The sequence below is a fragment of the Oceanidesulfovibrio marinus genome (assembly GCF_013085545.1).
Taxonomy (GTDB): domain Bacteria; phylum Desulfobacterota; class Desulfovibrionia; order Desulfovibrionales; family Desulfovibrionaceae; genus Oceanidesulfovibrio; species Oceanidesulfovibrio marinus.
In genome coordinates this window covers 2,183,241-2,202,622 of sequence record NZ_CP039543.1, presented here as the reverse complement: position 1 = coordinate 2,202,622, position 19,382 = coordinate 2,183,241, and the positions used below count along the sequence as shown (strand labels likewise).

Annotated in this window: 15 protein-coding genes; 10 read left to right on the top strand and 5 right to left on the bottom strand. The window is 64.0% G+C overall.

Annotated elements, in window-relative coordinates; translation table 11 throughout:
- The first annotated feature begins 11 nt into the window (after positions 1 to 11).
- The 10 genes from E8L03_RS09780 to E8L03_RS09735 all read left to right on the top strand — a co-directional run bounded on the left by E8L03_RS09780 (position 12) and on the right by E8L03_RS09735 (position 11,335).
- Positions 12 to 332 carry an HPr family phosphocarrier protein gene (locus tag E8L03_RS09780; protein WP_144233407.1) on the top strand — a complete coding sequence of 107 codons (321 nt, stop codon included), beginning with the start codon at positions 12 to 14 and terminating at the stop codon, positions 330 to 332.
- A gap of 189 nt (positions 333 to 521) precedes the next feature.
- Positions 522 to 2,315 carry a phosphoenolpyruvate--protein phosphotransferase gene (gene ptsP / locus E8L03_RS09775; RefSeq protein WP_144233408.1) on the top strand — a complete coding sequence of 598 codons (1,794 nt, stop codon included), beginning with the start codon at positions 522 to 524 and terminating at the stop codon, positions 2,313 to 2,315.
- A 45-nt stretch (positions 2,316 to 2,360) separates the two neighbouring features.
- On the top strand, positions 2,361 to 2,834 hold the full coding sequence (gene smpB / locus E8L03_RS09770) for an SsrA-binding protein SmpB (RefSeq protein WP_144233409.1): 474 nt from the start codon (positions 2,361 to 2,363) through the stop codon (positions 2,832 to 2,834).
- Positions 2,835 to 2,918: 84 nt separating this feature from the next.
- The gene (locus E8L03_RS09765) at positions 2,919 to 4,316 is read left to right on the top strand and encodes an FAD-binding oxidoreductase (RefSeq protein WP_144233410.1); all 1,398 of its coding nucleotides are present in this window, start codon (positions 2,919 to 2,921) and stop codon (positions 4,314 to 4,316) included.
- A 58-nt stretch (positions 4,317 to 4,374) separates the two neighbouring features.
- Positions 4,375 to 5,568, top strand: coding sequence for a (Fe-S)-binding protein (locus tag E8L03_RS09760; protein ID WP_171267239.1), 1,194 nt, complete (start codon positions 4,375 to 4,377; stop codon positions 5,566 to 5,568).
- Positions 5,569 to 5,697: 129 nt separating this feature from the next.
- The gene (secA, locus tag E8L03_RS09755) at positions 5,698 to 8,217 is read left to right on the top strand and encodes a preprotein translocase subunit SecA (protein WP_171267238.1); all 2,520 of its coding nucleotides are present in this window, start codon (positions 5,698 to 5,700) and stop codon (positions 8,215 to 8,217) included.
- Between the two features lie 84 nt (positions 8,218 to 8,301).
- Complete coding sequence (gene argJ, locus E8L03_RS09750) at positions 8,302 to 9,498, top strand: bifunctional glutamate N-acetyltransferase/amino-acid acetyltransferase ArgJ (protein WP_171267237.1); 1,197 nt, start codon at positions 8,302 to 8,304, stop codon at positions 9,496 to 9,498.
- 28 nt (positions 9,499 to 9,526) lie between these two features.
- Positions 9,527 to 10,153, top strand: a complete 627-nt coding sequence (locus E8L03_RS09745) for an HD domain-containing protein (protein WP_144233908.1) — start codon at positions 9,527 to 9,529, stop codon at positions 10,151 to 10,153.
- A 30-nt stretch (positions 10,154 to 10,183) separates the two neighbouring features.
- Entirely contained in the window at positions 10,184 to 10,675 is a 492-nt protein-coding gene (locus tag E8L03_RS09740) for a metallophosphoesterase family protein (protein WP_171267236.1), read from the top strand.
- A gap of 120 nt (positions 10,676 to 10,795) precedes the next feature.
- Positions 10,796 to 11,335, top strand: coding sequence for an AAA family ATPase (locus E8L03_RS09735; RefSeq protein WP_171267235.1), 540 nt, complete (start codon positions 10,796 to 10,798; stop codon positions 11,333 to 11,335).
- 191 nt (positions 11,336 to 11,526) lie between these two features.
- On the opposite strand, the gene E8L03_RS09730 is transcribed toward E8L03_RS09735, so the two are convergent.
- From E8L03_RS09730 to sat, 5 genes are all read right to left on the bottom strand, one after another.
- A complete protein-coding gene (locus E8L03_RS09730) occupies positions 11,527 to 13,419 on the bottom strand; it encodes a SurA N-terminal domain-containing protein (protein ID WP_144233416.1) in 1,893 nt (630 codons plus the stop codon).
- Positions 13,420 to 13,441: 22 nt separating this feature from the next.
- Positions 13,442 to 15,391 (bottom strand): aconitate hydratase, encoded by a 1,950-nt coding sequence (locus E8L03_RS09725; protein WP_171267234.1) that lies wholly within the window; start codon positions 15,389 to 15,391, stop codon positions 13,442 to 13,444.
- A 15-nt stretch (positions 15,392 to 15,406) separates the two neighbouring features.
- A complete protein-coding gene (locus E8L03_RS09720; protein WP_144233418.1) occupies positions 15,407 to 15,697 on the bottom strand; it encodes a hypothetical protein in 291 nt (96 codons plus the stop codon).
- Complete coding sequence (locus tag E8L03_RS09715) at positions 15,651 to 17,339, bottom strand: 3-phosphoshikimate 1-carboxyvinyltransferase (protein WP_171267233.1); 1,689 nt, start codon at positions 17,337 to 17,339, stop codon at positions 15,651 to 15,653. Before E8L03_RS09715 ends, E8L03_RS09720 begins: the two co-directional genes overlap by 47 nt.
- Positions 17,340 to 17,506: 167 nt before the next feature.
- Positions 17,507 to 18,793, bottom strand: a complete 1,287-nt coding sequence (gene sat / locus E8L03_RS09710) for a sulfate adenylyltransferase (protein WP_144233420.1) — start codon at positions 18,791 to 18,793, stop codon at positions 17,507 to 17,509.
- Positions 18,794 to 19,382: the final 589 nt, after the last annotated feature.

The following is a 19,382-nucleotide window of genomic DNA, read 5'->3' as shown; positions in this document are numbered from 1 at the left end:
GTGACGGCCGCATGGCCGAGAGGAAAGACACCATGGAGAACGCCGAAAACGGCGATGTACTGACAGCCCGTACCGAGGTGCGCGTCATGAACGAGCAGGGCCTGCACGCCAGACCGGCGGCCAAGCTCGCTCAGGAAGCACAGAAGTACGGCTGCGAGGTCTACCTGGTGGCCGGCGACGAACGGGTGGACGCGAAGAGCGTGGTCGATATACTAACCCTGGCGGCCGCTCATGGAACGGATCTGGTGCTGGAGACACAGGGCGAAGGCGCTTCCGAAGCCGCCGACCGCCTGGCGCTTTTTTTCCGCAACCGTTTCGAAGATACGGTCTGAGAGGTTGCAGAGTTTCCCGGTATGGTAGCGTTGCTCCGAAAATTTCAACCTCACGCGTGTTTCTATCCACGCACTGGCCCTGGACTTTTTTTGACCCTTGCCAGCGTGGTGTTTGAGCAGCATGTAGGAAGCAGTCTTTTCCAACAGTCAGCCAACCCGGTTTTGGTCCAGGCCTAGGGAGTCAATGCGTTGAGCCGAGTCATATTGCAGGGCATCCCTGTCTCCGCGGGCATCTCCGTCGGCAAGGCGTTCTTCATGAACCGCCGGAGCTTTGCGAACGTGCCGCGCCACACCGTGCCGGAATCGCTGATCAGCGCGGAGCAGGCCCGCCTGGACCGTGCGTTCCAGCTGGTGAACGACGAGCTGACCCAGGCCCGCGACCGGCTGCCTGTGGAGCTGGCCGACCACGCCTCCATCATCGACTCCCACGTGATGATAAGCCGCGACCGCAAGCTGCTGGCCCGGTCCCGGGAGATCGTGCACGACATGGCCATCACCGCCGAGTGGGCGCTGGAAAAGGCCGTGCGCGAAGTGGAGCGCAAGTTCGAGGTCATCGAGGACCCCTATCTGCGCGAGCGCATCGCCGACGTCCGGCTGGTGGCGCAGCGCATCATCAAGAAGCTTCTGGGACAGCACACCGGCACCGAGGTGGAGGCCGGCGTGTCCAACCGCGTGGTGCTCATGGCCCACGACCTCTCCCCGGCGGACACCATCGGCCTGGACATCTCCAAGATCATGTCCCTGGCCACCACCGAAGGCGGCAAGACCTCGCACACGGGCATCCTCGCGCGCTCGCTGCAGATTCCCGCACTGGTGGGCGTCACGGATCTGGAGACGTACGTCAACGACGGTGATCTCGTGATCATCGACGGGCTCAAGGGCAAGCTCATAGTCAACCCGGAGGAGGCCGAGCTCGAGTTCTACTCAGACCTCAAGTACCAGTTCGAGAACTACCACAAGTCCATCATGCAGGAGTGCCATCTGCCCGGCGAGACCATCGACGGCTACCGCATCAACGTCTTCGCCAATGTGGAGCTCTTCGACGAGCTTTCCTCGGTCAACGAGAACGGGGCCGAAGGGGTGGGGCTCTACCGCACGGAGTACACCTTCCTCTCGCGCAACGAGCTACCCACCGAGGAGGAGCTGACCGACGAGTACATGCAGATGGCGCAGATACTGGGCAAACGCAAGGTGGTGTTCCGCAGCCTGGACCTGGGCGCGGACAAGCTGGCCAGAGTCTTCGGCACGCTGCAGGAGCCCAACCCGGCCCTGGGGCTGCGGGCCATCCGTTTCTCCATGCGCCACCGCGATCTGTTCCGGCGCCAGCTCAAGGCCGTTCTGCGTGCCAGCGTAAAGGGCAATGTGGCCCTGATGTTTCCCATGATCTCCGGCCTCAACGAGATTCACGAGGCCAAGGCCGTGCTGCGCGAGGCCCAGCGGGAGCTGGAGGCCGAAGGCCGCGAGTACGATCCGGATATGCCGGTGGGCATCATGGTGGAGCTGCCCTCCACCGTGTTCATCGCCGACGCCCTGGCCCACGAGGTGGACTTTTTCTCCGTGGGCACCAACGACCTCATCCAGTACTCCCTGGGCATCGACCGGCTCAACAGGCACGTATCCTACCTGTACCAGCCGCTGCATCCGGCGGTCATCCGCTCCATCAAGTACGTGGTGGACGCCGGGCACCATGCCGGCATCGAGGTCTCGGTGTGCGGTGAGCTGGCCTCGGACCCCTACTGCGTGCCCATCCTTCTGGGCATGGGCGTGGACACCATCTCCATCACGCCCCAGGCCATACCGGGCATCAAGCGGATCATCCGCCAGACCACCATGGAAGACTGCAAGAAGCTGCTCAAGGATGTGCAGGAGCACTTCCAGGTCTCGGCCATCAACCACACCGTGCGCGAGAGCATCTTCCGGCAGTTCCCGGAGGAGCTGACCTTTTACGCCTCCATCCTCGACAACGAGGAACTCCCGGCGTAACACACGAGCGATTCCACGCCGGCGTGCGCCGGCGGTGTTCTATCTATGGCAAAGAAAAAGAAAACAAGCCCCAACCAGATTGCCTACAACCGGCAGGCGCGGCACAACTACGAGATACTGGAGACCTTCGAGGCGGGGCTTTCCCTTCGGGGCTCCGAGGTCAAGAGCCTGCGCGAAGGCCATGTAAGCTTCAAGGACGGCTACGTGGATGTCCGCGGTGGCGAGGCCTGGCTGAAGGGCGTGCACATAGCGCCGTACGAGAACGCGGCCGGGCCGGAAGGATTTGGCGGCCACGACCCCGAACGTCCCCGCCGGCTGCTCTTGCACAGCCACGAGATTGATGAGCTGGAGGCCAAGGTTTCCCAGAAGGGCCTTACGGTCATTCCGCTGAAGTTCTACTTTGCGCGGGGCAAGATCAAGCTGGAGATTGGCCTGGGCCGTGGCCTGAAGCACCACGACCAGCGCCAGCAGCTCAAGGACCGCGCCATAAAGCGCGAAATGGAGCGGGATCTCCGCTGATTCCGCCCCGGGAACGCGGTCCGGTCTGCGACGACGCATAGACGCCAATTGCGCGCCGCGCCTGCGCCGGACCCAATTCGCACCATGCCTGATCCACACGACACACGGACACTGGCCAAGGACGAGCGCCGTTTCCTCCGGACCACCTTTGGCGACGAGGACGCGCTCTTCGACGCCGAGTCGACCTGCGTTTTCGGGGCCGACGCCTACCGCAACTTTGCGCCGCCCCTGGCCGTGGTCCGGCCCACATCGCTGGAGCAGGTGCAGGAGCTCATGGCCTGGGCCCAGAAGGTGCGCATGCCCATCTACGTGCGCGCCCGCGGGACTAACGTGGTCGGCTCCTGCGTGCCGCGTCCGGCCGGCATCGTGGTCTCCACCCTCAAGCTGAACCGCATCATCGAGGTGAGTACGCAGGACTTCGTGGCCGTGGTGGAGCCCGGCGTGGTCACCGGCGAGCTCCAGAAACGCGTGGAGCAGGACAGGCTCTTCTACCCGCCGGACCCGGCCTCGATGAAGATCTCCACCATCGGCGGCAACGTCTCCACCTGCGCCGGGGGCATGCGCGCGCTCAAGTACGGCGTCACCCGCGAGTACGTTCTGGGCCTCACCGCGGTGCTGCCCGGCGGCGAGATCATCCGGCCTGGCGGCCGCACGCACAAGAATGTTGTCGGGCTCGACCTGGTGCGGACCATCGTGGGCTCGGAAGGCTCCCTTGCCTTTATCACGGACATCACGCTCAAGCTTTTGCCCAAGCCGGAGTCTACGGCCTCGCTTCTGGTGGGCTACCCCACGCTGGAGGACGCCCTGGCCGCGGCCAAGCAGGTGTTCGACGCCGGCATCCTGCCCACGGCGCTGGAGTTCATGACCCGCGAGACCCTGGACGCCGTGGCCAAGGTGCAGGCCGTTCCCTGGCCGGAGGATACGGAGGCCGCGTTGCTCTTCCGGTTGGACGGCTCCAGGGATGCTCTGGCCGCCGACCTCAAGGGCCTGACCGGCGTGCTGGAATCCACACGGCCCGCCTCCCTGGATACCGGTCTGGGACCGGACGAGGAGGAGCCCCTCTGGGAGATACGGCGGATGATCAACCCCGCGTCCTTCCAGGTCGCGCCGGACAAGATCTCGGACGACATCACCCTGCCGCGGGGCAAGCTGCGCGAAGCGCTGGTCAAAATTCGCGCGATCGGCCGCGAGGCCGGGCTGACCATCCTCACCTTCGGCCACCTGGGCGACGGCAACATCCACGTGAACATCATGCACAATGCGAGCGATGTGGAAGAGCACCGCCGTGCCGTATCCGCCAAGGAGCAGGTCCTGGCGCTTACGCTCTCCCTGGGCGGCAGCCTTTCCGGCGAGCACGGCGTGGGCCTGGCCAAGGCCGCCTTCGTACACAAGCAGCTCGGCCCGGTGGAGCGCCGGGTGATGGCCGGCGTGAAGCACGCCTTCGACCCCCACAACATCATGAATCCCGGCAAGGGCTGGTAACGCCCGGCGGGAATCGCCCCGCGCCTCTTTTCAAGTCCCGAGAAATGATTAGTTCACAATGATGCGCCCATTGCACGCCAAGGAGATCGACCACGCGGTCAAGGAATGCATCCTGTGCGGCAGGTGTCTGGAGGTCTGTCCTTTGGTCTCCGCCACGGGCCGCGAGGAGCTTTCGCCCAAGGCCAAGCACACCCTGGCGCGGGTGCTGCGACAGGAGCCGGAGCGGCTGGAGGGCAAGCACGTGGCCGAGCTCGCCGGGCTCTGCCTGGCCTGCGGCCGGTGCGAGAAAGCCTGCCCCCAGGGACTGTGCACGCCGGAGGCCGTGGCCGATCTCAGACACGCCCACCCGGACCTCAAGCAGTGGCTCTGGAAGCAGTGGATCGAGAAGGGCGGGGCCCTGTGGCCTGCCCTGGCCTGGCTTTCCAGAAGACTGCCCGAGGGTAGGGCCGAGCCATCGCCGCGCTACGATGCGTTCAAGACCATGGGCTCCGGCCCTGGGGTAACGCCGTTTCTGCGCGTATCGAACTTTTCGGATGCAGGCCTGGGCCGGGAGGCTGTGCTTTTTCCCGGCTGCACAGCGCGCCGCCTGTTTCCCGCATGGACCGACCGCGCCGCCGAGCTGCTGGCCGGGCTCGGATTTTCCCTGCCCAAAAAACAACCGGACTGGGCGTGCTGCGGCAGCACCCTGGGCCATGCCGGCTGCACAGAGGCCCAGCACGAAGCGCGACAGGCCAACCTGGATGCCTGGCGTAAGGCAGGGCGGCCGCTTATTGTGACGTTCTGCGCCACATGCCGCTGCGGGCTGCGCGGTTATCCGGACGCGGACCTCGGCTGGGAGCCGGGGGAGGCTCTGCGCTGGAACCAATCTGTAACGTCACTGGCACACTTCATGGCCGATGTTACGATAGAGAGCACAGGCGAGCCGCCGGCAGCCGTGTACTACCACAAACCCTGCCACGGCAGCGGCCTGGCCGGAGCCGGAGCGGACGAGGCTTTGCTTGCCCGCGCTCTGGGCGATCGGTACGCCGGCACAACCGGCGATGTGTGCTGCGGCATGGGCGGCATCATGCAGCTCGGCGCACCGCAGCTTTCGCGGCAGGTGGCGGACACCCTGTGGACCCGGCTCAATCCGTCGGCAGGCAGCCTGGTGCTCACCGGCTGCTCGGGCTGTGTGTTGCAGCTCAAGGCCACGGCCCCGGAGGGCGTTGCCGTGGGCCACTGGTTGGAGGCCTTCTCGCCCCAAAATGGTTGACATTGCGCCATATCTCGCTTTGAAATAAAGAGTTCTCCGAAACCCTTTCGGAACCATCGCCGCGCCGCGCTCCCTGCGGAACATTAGGGAAAACCACGGCGGCCGGCGCCCCCAAGGAGCTTACCTCCCATGATTTCTTCCCTCGTCAACAAGGTCATTGGCTCGAAGAACGAGCGGTATCTCAAGACTCTGGCCACGCGAATCAAGAAGATCAACGACCTCGAACCGCAGATGAAAGAGCTGGCGGACGAGGATTTCCCCAAGCGAATCGCCGAGTTCAAGGAGCAGGTGGCCGGCGGGACCAGTCTGGACGACCTCCTGCCCGAGGTCTTCGCCCTGGTGCGCGAGGCGTCGGTGCGCAGCATGGGCATGCGCCACTTCGACGTCCAGCTCATCGGCGGCATCGTGCTCCACGAAGGCAAGATCGCGGAGATGAAGACCGGTGAGGGTAAAACCCTCGTGGCCACGCTGCCCGTGGTGCTCAATGCGCTGGAAGGCCGTGGCGTGCACGTCATCACCGTGAACGACTACCTGGCCCGCCGCGACGCCGAGTGGATGGGAACCATCTACAACTTTCTCGGCCTCACTGTGGACGTGGTCGTGCATGGCATCGACGAGCAGCAGCGCCAGGAGGCGTACCGCGCGGACATCACCTACGGTACGAACAACGAGTTCGGCTTCGACTATCTGCGCGATAACATGAAGTTCTACAAGGAGCAGCTTGTCCAGCGGGAGCTCCGCTACTGCATCGTTGACGAGGTGGACTCCATTCTCATCGACGAGGCGCGTACCCCGCTCATCATCTCCGGCCCGTCGGACGACTCCACGCCGCTGTACGCGCGCATCAACGCGTACATTCCCGGCCTGAAGAACGAGGACCATTACACCGTGGACGAAAAGGCCCGCACCGTGGCCCTCACCGACGACGGCGTGGCCAGGATCGAGCAGATGCTGGACATCGAAAACCTCTACGATCCCAACAACATCACGCTGCAGCACCACGTGCTCCAGGGCCTCAAGGCCCACGCCCTGTTCGAGCGCGACGTGGACTACATCGTCAAGGACGGCCAGGTGGTCATCGTGGACGAGTTCACGGGCCGGCTCATGCCGGGCCGCCGCTTCTCCGACGGTCTGCACCAGGCCCTGGAGGCCAAGGAAGGCGTGAAAGTCGAGGCCGAGAACCAGACGCTGGCCTCCATCACCTTCCAGAACTACTTCCGCATGTACGACAAGCTGGCGGGCATGACCGGTACGGCCGATACCGAGGCTGTGGAGTTCAAGGAGATCTACAACCTCGACGTCGTGGTTATCCCCACCAACGTGCCCATGATCCGCAAGGACTACCCGGACGCGATCTACCGCTCGCAGGAGGAGAAGTTCAACGCTATCGTGGAGGACATCCGCGAGCTGCACAGGAACGGCCAGCCCGTGCTGGTGGGCACTATCTCTATCGAGAAATCGGAGCTCATCTCCCGGTTGCTCAAAAAGCGCGGCGTGCCGCACGACGTGCTCAACGCCAAGCAGCATGAGCGCGAGGCAGAGATCGTGGCCAACGCCGGCGAGCAGGGCAAGGTGACCATCGCCACCAACATGGCCGGTCGTGGTACGGACATCAAGCTGGGCGAGGGCGTGCGCGAGCTCGGCGGCCTGCACATCCTGGGCACGGAGCGCCATGAGAGCCGGCGCATCGACAACCAGCTGCGCGGCCGCGCCGGTCGCCAGGGCGACGCCGGTTCCTCGCGGTTCTACCTGGCCCTGGATGACGACCTGCTGCGCCTCTTCGGCTCGGACCGCATCTCCGGACTCATGGAGCGTCTGGGCATGGAGGAGGGCCAGGCCATCGAGAACAAGATGGTCTCCAAGGCCATCGAAAACGCCCAGCGCCGGGTGGAGGCCCACAACTTCGACATCCGCAAGCAGCTGCTGGAGTTCGACAACGTCATGAACCAGCAGCGCGAGGTCATCTACTCGCTGCGGCGCGAGATGATGGTGAACCAGGATCTGGAAGACCTGGCCCACGAGTATGTGGACGACCTGCTCGAAGAGATCTACGCGCCGATCGAGGACGCCAAAGGCGCGCCGGACGAGGAGACCGTGGAGTCGCTCAAGGCCAGGCTCGAAGAGCTCTTTGCCCTGTCGCGCGTCTGGCCGCTGATGGAAAAGCTGCCCACGCGCGATGAGGCGGCCGAGGCCGTGCGCGGCCTGCTGGAACGGCTCAAGGGCGAGGCCGGCGAGCAGTACCAGGAGGTGCTGCGTTTCTTCATGCTGGAGTCCCTGGACCGACACTGGAAGGAGCACCTGGCCAACATGGACCACCTGCGCGACGGCATCGGCCTGCGCGGCTACGGCCAGAAGGACCCCAAGCAGGAGTACAAGATTGAGGGTTTCGAGATCTTCCAGTACATGCTCTTCCTCATCCGCGAGAGCGCCCTGAAAGCCTTGACGCGCGTGCGCTTCCAGCGCGCAGCCGAGCAGGACCTGGTGCACAAGGAACAGCCCGAGAACCTGAACTACGCCGGCTCGTCCGACGGGGAGGCGCCCAAGAAACAGCCCAAGCGACGAGCGCAGCCCAAGGTTGGGCGAAACGAGCCGTGCCCCTGCGGCTCCGGCAAGAAGTACAAGAAGTGCTGCGGCAGCAACGTCGCGTAGTGGTGTGGGCAAGAGTCTTATTCTTTAGACAGCATGCGTCCATAAATTTGGACGCTGGGCAATACAGGTAAGGAGTGCATGGCCATGATCCCGATTCCCAAAGGATTCGCCTTCGGCGCTGTGTGCGCAGGCTTCAAGAACTCGCAGAAGCTCGATCTCGGCGCCGTGGTCTGCGAAAAGGATGCGTCCGCGGCCGGCGTTTTCACCAAGAATGCCTTCCCGGCCGCGCCGGTGCTGGTGGCGCAGGAAGCGCTGGAGAAGAGCGGCACGGCCCGAGCCGTGTGCATCAACTCCGGCCAGGCCAACGCCGCCACGGGCGAGCGCGGCATGGTGGACTGCAAGCTCTCCATGGAGATGATGGGCGGGGCCCTGGGCGTGTCCGAGGAGAGCATTCTGCCGTGCTCCACGGGCGTCATCGGCGTGCCCATGGACATGGGCAAGTGGCGCGACGCCGCGCCGAAGCTGGCTGAGAGCGTCGGCTCGTGCTCGGCCATGGACTTCACCCGCGCGATCATGACCACCGACGCCTTCCCCAAGCTGGCCTGGGCGCGAGTCACCGGCCTGCCCGGCAATGGCGACGGCGGCCCGGTTCACGTGCTGGGCATTGCCAAGGGCGCGGGCATGATCTGCCCGAACATGGCCACCATGCTTTCCGTGGTGATGACCGACGCCGAGGTGGAGCCGGAGCTACTGCGCGAGATCCTCAAGGAGTCCGTGGACATCTCCTTCAACCGCATCGTGGTTGACGGCGACACCTCCACCAACGACACGGTCTTTCTCCTGGCCAGCGGCGCCGCCGGAGCCAGGGTGGAGCGCGAGAACAAGGCCGTGCTGGCCGAGGCCGTTGCCGAGGTCTGCCAGGCCCTGGCCTATATGATTGCCGAGGACGGCGAAGGCGCCACCAAGGTGATCCGCATCAGCGTGACCGGCGCCAAGGACACGGACGACGCGGAAAAGGTGGCCCGCACCATAGCCAAGTCCCCGCTGGTGAAGACCGCCGTGTACGGCAAGGACCCCAACTGGGGCCGTATCCTCTGCGCCGTGGGCTACAGCGGAGCGACCTTCAACCCGGACCACGTGTCCATAACCATGGGCAACATCCCGCTGTTCCGCAACGGCCAGCCGGTGGAAGGGCAGGCCAAGCTGCTGCTCGCGCCGCACATGCGCCGGCAGGACGTGGAGATCGGCGTGGACCTGGGCGCCGGCAACGGCGTGTACGAGGTGCTGGCCTCGGACCTGGGCCACGAGTACATTCGCATCAACGCCGAGTACACGAGCTAGGATCGCCACTGCAATGACCAAGGACGCCATGACTGCGGATTTCAAGAAGAACCTTCAGGGCCGGGAGCGCATGACGCGCGTGGCCGACTTCCTCTACGAAGTCGGCATGCTGCGCAAGACGCCGCGCACCGGGTATCAGTTTCTGGGCACAGGGACCGAGAACGTGGCCGAGCATTCGTTCCGCACAGCCGTTATCGGCTATGCCCTGGCCGAGATCGCCGGGGCCGATTCCTCGCGCACGGCCATGCTCTGCCTGTTCCACGACCTGCACGAGGCCCGCACGGGCGACTTCAACTACGTGGCCCGGCGCTACAACTCCAGCAAGCGCACCGAGGCGCTGGAGGACGCCCTGGACGGCACCGGTCTGGCCGAGGCCGTGCTGCCCCTGTGGGAGGAGCTGGAATCGGTGGAGAGCCTGGAGTCGCAATTGGCGCAGGACGCCGACCAGATCGACCTGATTCTGAACCTCAAGGAGCAGCTCGACCTGGGCAACGCGTACGCCGCCAAGTGGATAGAGGGCGCGCTGCCACGCCTGCGCACCGAGGTGGGCAAGGAGCTGGCCAAGGTCGCGGCAACCACCGACCACACGGACTGGTGGTTCAAGGGACCGGACAAGTCCTGGTGGGAGAAGAAGAACGGAAAAGGGAAGGGCTAGCGTCCGTCCTTATGATTGGACGAGTGTTTCATGCTACTTGCTGTTTTGTCTGATACCCACCTGGGTAAGACCAACTCACGTTTCGAGCGAATCTACGACGAGTTTCTGGCGCCTGCGGACACCGTGCTCCACTGCGGAGACATCGTCTCGCCGTCCGTGCTGCACCACCTGATGATGCATCCGGATTTGAAGGCCGTGGCCGGGAACATGGACTCCTGGACCACGCGCGAGATGCTGACCGACACCATTTCTTTTGAAGCCGAGGGGTTCACCATTGGCGCGGCGCACGGCTGGGGCTCTGCGCGCGGACTAGCCGAGCGCGTGGCTGCCGCCTTCGGGCCGGGGTACGACCTCATCTGTTTTGGCCACTCGCACATTTTTCAGCACACGGTGGTGAACGGCGTGCACGTGGTCAATCCTGGCTCGGCGTGCCAGTCCCGCAGCGGCCCACCTTCCCTTGCCCATATCACCCTGGAGCGGAGCGAGCCCATTCGCGTGAAAAAGATAGAGCTGGGAACTTAGTTCCAGTATCTGCGCGCACCATAATGAGTCCATGGCGCTGCCCTGCCACACCTGTGGCGTTGGAGCCATGGCCGGTTCGCTCATCCAATCTGCGTCGGTTCCCACCAATCAGCATATCCCATGGCTGACCATCTGTTTGTCATCACCGGCGGGCCGGGCTCAGGAAAAAGCAGCCTGATAGACGCACTGGCCCACACGGGTCTTCAGCATATGCCCGAGGCCGGGCGCGCCATTATCCAGGAGCAGGTCGAGATCGGAGGCCGGGCGTTGCCATGGGCTGACCGCGCTGCTTTTGCGGAATTGATGCTGGGTTGGGAGCTGCGTTCGTATCGCGAGGCGCAGGCGATGCCAGGTCCGATTCTGCTGGATCGGGGAGTTCCGGATGTGCTTGGCTACCTGACCCTGTGCGGACTTCCTGTTCCGGCGCATGTGCGCACGGCTGCGGCGCTGTACAGGTATAACCGCAAGGTCTTCATCGCCCCGCACTGGCCGGGAATCTTCGTGCAGGATGCGGAGCGCAAACAGGGTACGGCGGAGGCGGAGGCCACATGCCGCGTGATGGCTGAAACATACTCGAACCTCGGGTACACGTTGATTCCGCTTCCATTCACAAGCATTGCCGAGCGCGTTGACTTCGTTCGAACACAAATCGCCGGTTGATTCTTAAAAGGTATCCTCGATATTGGTGTTTCTCAGGCTCAACAGGGAGCAAGGGGCCGATCTGTGGTTAGACATTGGGGCAGTACCTCTGTCGCCTCTTGCTCGATTCCATTCGAGCTTCCACATACAAGAAAGCGCCGGCCCCTTGATGCAGGGACCGGCGCTTTTTCATGGTCGTATCTCGTGCCAGCCTACTTGAACAGGTCGGGCTGGTAGACGTTGATCTCGGCGTGCTCCTGCAGGTCCTTAAGGAAGGACTGGAAGAGCTCTTCCTTCTTGGTCTCGGCGATGAAGTCCACCCACATGGACTTCTCGGTCTCCCACTGCTCGTCCGTGGGGCTCTGGATGTCGTCCAGCCGGACCACGACCCAGCCGTCCTGCACGGGCCAGGCGCCGGGAATCCAGTCGCCTTTCTCGGCGTTGAAAGCCTTGCTGGTCAGCTCGGGGTTCACGCCCAGCTCCTGGATCAGCCCCTGGCGATCGAACGCGCTGGTGACGGAGAGTTCGCTCTCGCGGTCAGCGGGCAGGCCGTTTTCCTGGATGGTTTTGGAAAGGGCCTCGGCCTCCTCCTTGGCCAGCTTGGAGGCCTTGGTCTCCTTGATGGTCGTGACGATGGAGTCGCGCACCTCGTCCAGGGGTTGGAAGTCCGGCGGCAGGCGCTTGCCGATGGTGGCCAGCACGTAGCCGTCCTCGGTCTCCAGCGGCGTGTCGGTGATCATGCCCTCTTCAAGGCCGAAGAGACGGTTCAGGGAGTCCTGCTTGAGAAGCAGCAGGCTCTGCACCTGGTCGCGGTCCAGCGGCTCGTCGGTCTTGAGCACCTCCAGGTTCAGATCGCCGGCCACCTTGTCCAGGGAATCCCCGGCGTAGACCTGCTCCAGGGCGACGTCCAGCAGGTTGGAGACCAGGTCCGTGGCGCGGTCCTCGGCGATCTCCTGCTTGAGCTGGTCCTTGACCTCGTCAAAGGGCGCCACCTGGGCGTCCTCGCGCTCTTCCACCAGGATAAGGTGGTAGCCGAAAGGCGTGCGCACGGGCTCGCTCACAGTGCCGGGAGTCAGGGAGAAGGCGGCTTCCTCGAAGGCGGGGACCATCTGGCCCTGGGAGAACCAGCCCAGGTCGCCGCCGTTGGGGGCGGAGGGGCCGTCCGAGGTTTCTTCGGCCACGGTGGCGAAGTCCTCGCCGTCATCCACGATGCGCTTGCGGATGGCCTCGATCTTCTCCAGGGCGGCTTGGTCTTCGGCCTCGGTGGCGTTCTGTTCGAGCTGGATAAGGATGTGCCGCGCCTTGACGCGCTCAGGCTGGGTGAACTCGTCCTTGCGCGCCTCGTACTCCTGCTGCAGCGTCTCGTCGGAGACCTCGACCTTGGAGGCCAGGGATGCCGGCGTGAAGGGCAGGTAGGAGAAGGAGATGCGCGCGGGCACGCTGAAGTCATCCTTGTGCTCGTCGTAATACGCCTGCACCTCGTCATCGGTGGCGTTCACCTGGTCCATGTACTTGGCGTCGTCGACGCTCAGGTACTGGAGGGTGCGTTTCTCGCGCGAGTAGTCAAAGAGGTCGCGGGCTTCCCACTCGGGCACCTGGATGGAGTCGGTCACGTAGCGCTGCAGCTTCTCCGTGACGATGGCCCGGCGCATGTCGTCCTCGAACTCGGCAATCTGGATGTGCTGGCTGTTGAGGATGCGGCGGTAGAGCTCGGGATCGAACTGGCCGGACTGGCTCTGGAAGTACGGCAGGCTGGCGATCTTGTTGCGAACCTCCACGTCGGAAGCGCGGATGCCGAGCGCATTGCCCTGATCCGCAAGCAGCTCGTCCGCCACAAGGCGCTGGAGCACCTGGGTGCTGATGCCCTGGGCCTTGAGGTCCTCGACCGAGACATCGGGGTTGCGCTGGCGGATGTTCTCGATGGCGCGTTCCTGGGCGCGGCGGAAGGTCTGCACCAGGATGGGCCGTTCGTTGACTGTGGCGACCACCTGGGTCTTGGACCCGGTGAATGAACCCACGCCCCAGAAAACGAAGACGAGGATGATGACGCCGAATAGGATCTTGACGCCCCACGATGAGGCGCTTTGACGGATCAGGTCGAGCATTGTCTCTCCTTGGCGGAATCGATCAGGCTTTTTGCTCTCGTTTTGCGCGGACGTAGTTGAGCAGTCCGCCTGCCTGGATAATGGCCAGCTCTGTGGCCGTCAAATCGTTTATGACCTCTATCGGACCGACGCCCTTGGCCTCGATGGCGATGGTTCCGCCGGGCGTGAGGTCGGTTGCGGCAATGGTCAGCTCCGTGCCTTGGCTCAGGCGGTCGTAGTCCGCGGGATTCTTCAGCAGCAGCGGCAGGATGCCGAAGTTGACCAGGTTCGCGCGGTGGATGCGCGCCAGCGACTTGGTGATCACGGCGCAGACGCCCAGATGGCGGGGGCCAAGCGCCGCGTGTTCGCGGCTGGAGCCCTGGCCGTAGTTCTCGCCGCCCAGGATGACGCCGCGGCAGGGGGCGCCCTCGGCGCTCTTCATGCGGCTCACGAACTCGGCGTCCACCCGGCTGAAGATGTACTCGCTGATGGCCGGGATGTTGGAGCGCAGGGCAGTGATCTGTGCGCCGGCCGGCAGGATATGGTCCGTGGTGATGTCGTCGCCGGTCTTGAGCAGGATGCGCGTGCCGATGGTCTCGGGCAGCTCGGAGAAGGTCTCCAGAGGCACGATGTTCGGTCCGCGCAGCACCTCCACGCCGGAGCCGTCCTCGGGCGGGAAGATGAACAGGTGGCGGATGGACGGCGTGGTGGCGGGCAGCTCCGGGAACGCCGGGGGCTCGCCCCAGCCGGCCGGATCGGTGAACGCGCCGTCCAGTGCGACCCGCGCGGCCACGAGGGGGCTGGTCAGGTAGACCTTGGCGTCCTGGGTGCCGCTGCGGCCTTCGAAGTTGCGGTTGAAGGTGCGCACGCTGACGCCCTCGGAGATGGGCGAGCCGCCCATGCCGATGCACGGGCCGCAGGAGGCTTCCAGCATGCGTGCGCCGGCGTCCAGCAGAGGCTCGATGAGGTTCTCGTGGGCGAGCATCTTCATCACCTGCTTGGAACCGGGGGAGACGAGCAGGTCCGTGGTCTCGGAAATGCGTTTGCCGGTCAGCATCTGGGCCACGGACTTGAGGTCCGCGTAGGACGAGTTGGTGCAGGAGCCGATGGCGGACTGGCTGACGGCCATGCCGGCCAGCTCGCGCACGGGCACCACGCGGTCCGGCATGTGCGGCTGCGCGGCCAGGGGCTCCAGCTTGGACAGGTCGATCTCGATGGTCTCGTCGTACTCCGCGCCCTCGTCGGCCACCCACTCTTCATAATCGTCGGCGCGGCCCATGGAGGTAAGGAAGTCCCTGGCCCGCTCGTCCGCCGGGAAGAGGGAGGTGGTGGCGCCGAGTTCCGCGCCCATGTTGGTGATGGTGGCGCGCTCCGGCACGGTGAGGGTCTTCACGCCGGGGCCGGCGTACTCAAAGACTTTGCCCACGCCGCCCTTGACGGTGAGCATGCCCAGAAGGTGCAGGATGATGTCCTTGCCCGTGGCCCAGCCCGTAAGCTTGCCGGTCAGGTTGACACGCACGACCTTGGGCATGGCGATGCGGTAAGGCTCTCCGGCCATGGCCAGCGCGACGGAAAGGCCGCCCGCGCCCATGGCGATCATGCCCAGGCCGCCGGCCGTGGGGGTGTGGCTGTCGGAGCCGATGAGCGTCTTGCCGGGTTTGGCGAAGTTCTCCAGGTGCAGCTGGTGGCAGATTCCGGTGCCGGGGGGCGAGTAGACCAGGCCGTAGCGCTTGGCCACGGTGCGCAGGTAGCGATGGTCGTCCGGGTTGCGGAAGCCCATCTGCAGCGTGTTGTGATCCACGTAGCTCACGGAGAGCTCGGTCTGCACGCGGTCCAGGCCCAGGGCCTCGAACTGGAGGTAGGCCATGGTGCCAGTGGCGTCCTGGGTCAGGGTCTGGTCGATACGCAGGGAAATTTCAGAGCCGGGGGCGCCGAGGGACGCACCGTCGACAAGGTGAGCGGCAAGTATCTTGTGTGTCAGGTTCTGGGGCATGGGGGTCGTCCTTCTCTACTGGAGTGCGGATAAGGGTGGGGGAGCCATGTTGCCGTCATCGATTCCGAGCCGGAGACGGTTGATCTTCTTGCGGCGCAGCTCCACTTCCACCTCGAGCCGAAGCTTCTCCTGCTGGAAGGCAAAGATCTCCTGGGCAAACCAGATGCTGCGCGCCGGGTCTTCGGCCTCGCGCAGCTCCTTCACCTTTGCCTCGGCGTTTTGCTTTTCAAGAGTCAGCGTTTCGATCTCTTTTTCGAGGTCAGCTATTTGGGATGCGAATGCGTCGTCCTTTTCGTTCGGGCTCATTGGTCTCGTTTCCTGCCTCGCGCTTGGGCATGTAGAACACGCCGCTCTGCGGCGAGGGCAACGTATTGTAGAAGTTCCAGAAACGGGGCAACAGATCTGTGGCGGCCGAGGGGTCGGCAAGGACCAGCCCCGGACGCCGGAAAGACATGGCCGCGTAGGCCACGGCCCACCAGGCATTGGGAGCGACCCACGGCTCCACGTAGGAGTCGTCCTGGCGGCCGATATTTTCGATGCGCAGCACGCCGTCGCCTTCCTCGATGCGCAGGCCGAGGGAGTCGGCCAGCTCGCGGCAGGTGAACAGGTCCTCGTTCGAGTCGGGCTTGTCGATGATGGAGGCGGGCATGGAGGCGGCCAGAGCAAAGGAGAGCGGGAAGAGCTCGGCCACGCCGGCGCAGTCCAGACGAGGCGCTTCGGGAGGCAGCTGTCCGGTGCTGGAGCGGAGGCTGGACGCGTCGGACTCCACCACAACCCCGGCGGCGCGGAGCATCTCCAGGGCAGTGGCGTAGGCGCCGGTCTCTTCAGGCCAGCTCCCTTCCAGGGTCACAGTGCTTTCGCCCGAAGGGTCCAGCCTGGGCATGGCCAGAAGGAACGCGCCAAGGCCTGCGTCCACGGGTAGAGACTTCGGTATGACCGGTGTGCCGGGTTTGACGCCGATGGCGTACCCGTCGCCACTGGTCCGGACATCAACTTTTATGGAGCATGCCGTGAGGATGCTTGCGGCGAAATCGAAGGTGGCGCGGAGGGCCGGGGAGGGGTTCTCGCTGCGCAGGGTGAGCCCCTCGGGGTAGAAGGGCGTGGCCATGAGCAGGCCCAGCACGGCCTCCGATGGCAGCTCCTCGGGGATCAGCACCTCATCCGGGAGCTGGCCGGAGGCCTCCACGCGGACCGGCAGGCCCTTGGAGCCGGGAATGATGTTTACAAGCCGACCGCCCAGACGCGGCAGCAGCCTGGCGAGCAGGGTGAGGTCCGCGGTCTTGAGCAGATGGCCGCCGGTGAACTTGACCGAGCCGGGCTCGGCAAGGCAGCGCGCCAGGATAAGATGGAACGCCAGGGAGTCGTCCCCGACAAAGACGGACTTGTCGCGGTAGGAGAGCTCTTCCGCGCCGCGGCCGGAGAGCTGGTCCGACTCCCAGTACAGACCGGCGCCGGTCTGGTTGAAAGCCTTGACCGTCTGGACGAGGCGCTCGTTGACCACGGCCGGTGCAATGGAGAACTCTTCGCACGCGCCCAGGGCGGCCAGGCATTGCATGCCGGCCAGGGTGCGCGGTGGATCGAGCTTCAGGACGTAGGGTCCGCGGCGTGGCGCGAGCAGGAAGCCGTCGCTGGCGCGGTTGTCCTCTTCGGGCTCGGGCTCCAGGTCCTGCAGCAGGAAGAACAGCTTGCGCCAGATGGAGGCGCCGCCGCGCGTCTTTGGCAGGGCGCGCTGCCAGATGGACCAGATGGATTTCTCGTCGACAGAGTCCATACCGCCCTTGCTGCGGATTTTGGCGAGGTGCGCACTGCGCTCCTTGATCAAAGCGACAATCTTGGTATCGAGCGCGGCGAGCTCGTCGAACATGGGCTTTCTGCCGGCGGTGGAGCGTTCGGAACGCCTGGTGCGCTCGCGGCGGAACCCTCTTTTGGGCGCGGGTCGTTGCGGCATGGGAAACTGGGACCTCGAAGTTCGTTGGGGGAGGTTTATAGGTTGATTGTGGAATCCGAGTACGTAGCCCGAATCCTACCATCCCGCAAGGGGCGTATGCAGCGAAAAAAAGGGGAGGCGTGCTGCACGCCTCCCCCTGTACGGGTACGTATCAGATCAGCAGGCGCTTACTTCATGTTTTCGCCGGAAGCGGCGCTCTGCATCTTGATCTCGACCTTCTCGGTCAGACCCTCGTAGTACTCACGCAGGATGGTGAGGACTTCTTCGCGACCGAAGTGATCCGGAACCTCAGCGCCTTCGGACAGGGCCTTGCGGAGCTTGGTGCCGGAGAGGATGACGCGATCTTCCTTGGTGTGGGGGCAGGTCTTCATGGAGGCCATGCCGTCACACTTGAAGCAGTAGAAGGTCCAGTCGATCTTCATCGGACGGGTTTCCAGAGCCTTGCCGGGGACCTTGCAGGCCTCTTCGGGGTTGGCGTAGGGGATCTTGTCAAAGATTTCCTGAGCCTCGAAGAGGGTGTAGAAGTCGCCGACGCCAGCGTGGTCGCGGCCGATCAGCATCTCGGACACGCCGTAGTTCTGGCGGAAGGTGGCGTGGAGCAGAGCCTCGCGGGGACCGGCGTAGCGCATGTCGAGCGGGTAGCCGGCGTTGATCACGAAGTCCTTCACGAAGTAGCCGTCGATCAGGGTCTGAATGCACTTGATGCGGACATCAGCGGGGATGTCGCCGGGCTTCAGGTTGCCGATCAGGGAGTGGATAACCACGCCGTCGCAGGTCTCGACGCCGAGCTTGGCGAGGTACTCGTGGGAGCGGTGCATGGGGTTGCGGAGCTGCAGAGCGGCAACCTTGCCCCAGTTGCGCTTGTCCATCTCGGCGCGGATCTGAGCCGGGGTCATGTAGACGCCGGGGAAACGCTCGGCGTAGTCGCCTTCAGAGAGGACTTTGACCGGGCCGGCCAGGTTGTACTTGCCCTGCTTCATGACCATCTGCACGCCGGGGTGATCTTCGAGAGCGACATCCCAGAACTTCTCGGAGTCTTCGCCGTTGCCCTTGAAGACTTTCTCGCATTCCCACTTCTTGCGCTCGTCGGTGAGCTCGTACTTCTCTTCGACCTTCATGGTGGCGTAGATAACGCCATCCTTACCCACGAGAGCAACCTCTTCGCCGGCCTTCACGTCCTCGTCGTTGGTGTCGCACACCACGGGAACGGGCCAGAAGGTGCCGTCGGAAAGGAGCATCTTTTCGCAGACGCTTTCCCAGTCAGCCTTGGTCATGAAGCCGCTCAGCGGGCTGAAACCGCCGATGCCCATCATGATGGTGTCGCCCTTGACGCGGTCGGAAATTTCGATCTTCTTGAGACCCTCGGCCTTCTTCTGCTCGGCTTCGAGTTCGGCGCCTTCGAGCTTGCAGATCACGAGCCCTTTGCCACCATGAGGGGGAACGAGTTTGGACATGCCTTGACTCCTTTTCAAATTAATCTTTAACCCAGATAACGGTTCGGATCCCCAGCCTTTATTTAAGACGCGTGCTGCACGCGCGCGGATGAGGCCGGGGAAAAGGGACCTCACCAGCGTGGCTGCGTCGGAGTTCGATGGATAATGAAATTTTTCACAAAATGTCAAGCATAGGAAAAGGGGCACAACAAAAAAATAGCAAAAAGAATCGTGGTCCGGCCGGGACATGGTCGGATTCTCGCCGGTCGAGGTTCTCCGACGAAATATTGGGGTTAATTTTCGGGAAGTCTTGCGCCATAACGCCGGAGGCCGTTGCAACTCCCCCTGAGACGGGTTAGGTGGTAAAAACCTGCTCGTCGATGTCACACCCCTGACAACCGGAATCGGCACTGGCGAAGTATGGGCTTTCAGCCCTTTTATCCAATAAATATATACAGGACCCCGCACCGGTCCGGCGCCTGCTGGCCGCACGGGGGAGGAGAGAAGACGCTGCCGTGTGCAATGCGCGCCAACCGGCGGTTGCGGGTGTCCGAAAAGGCGTCGACAGCCATGCCGGACGGAGCGCGCGTGGATTTTGCTTGACAGTTCG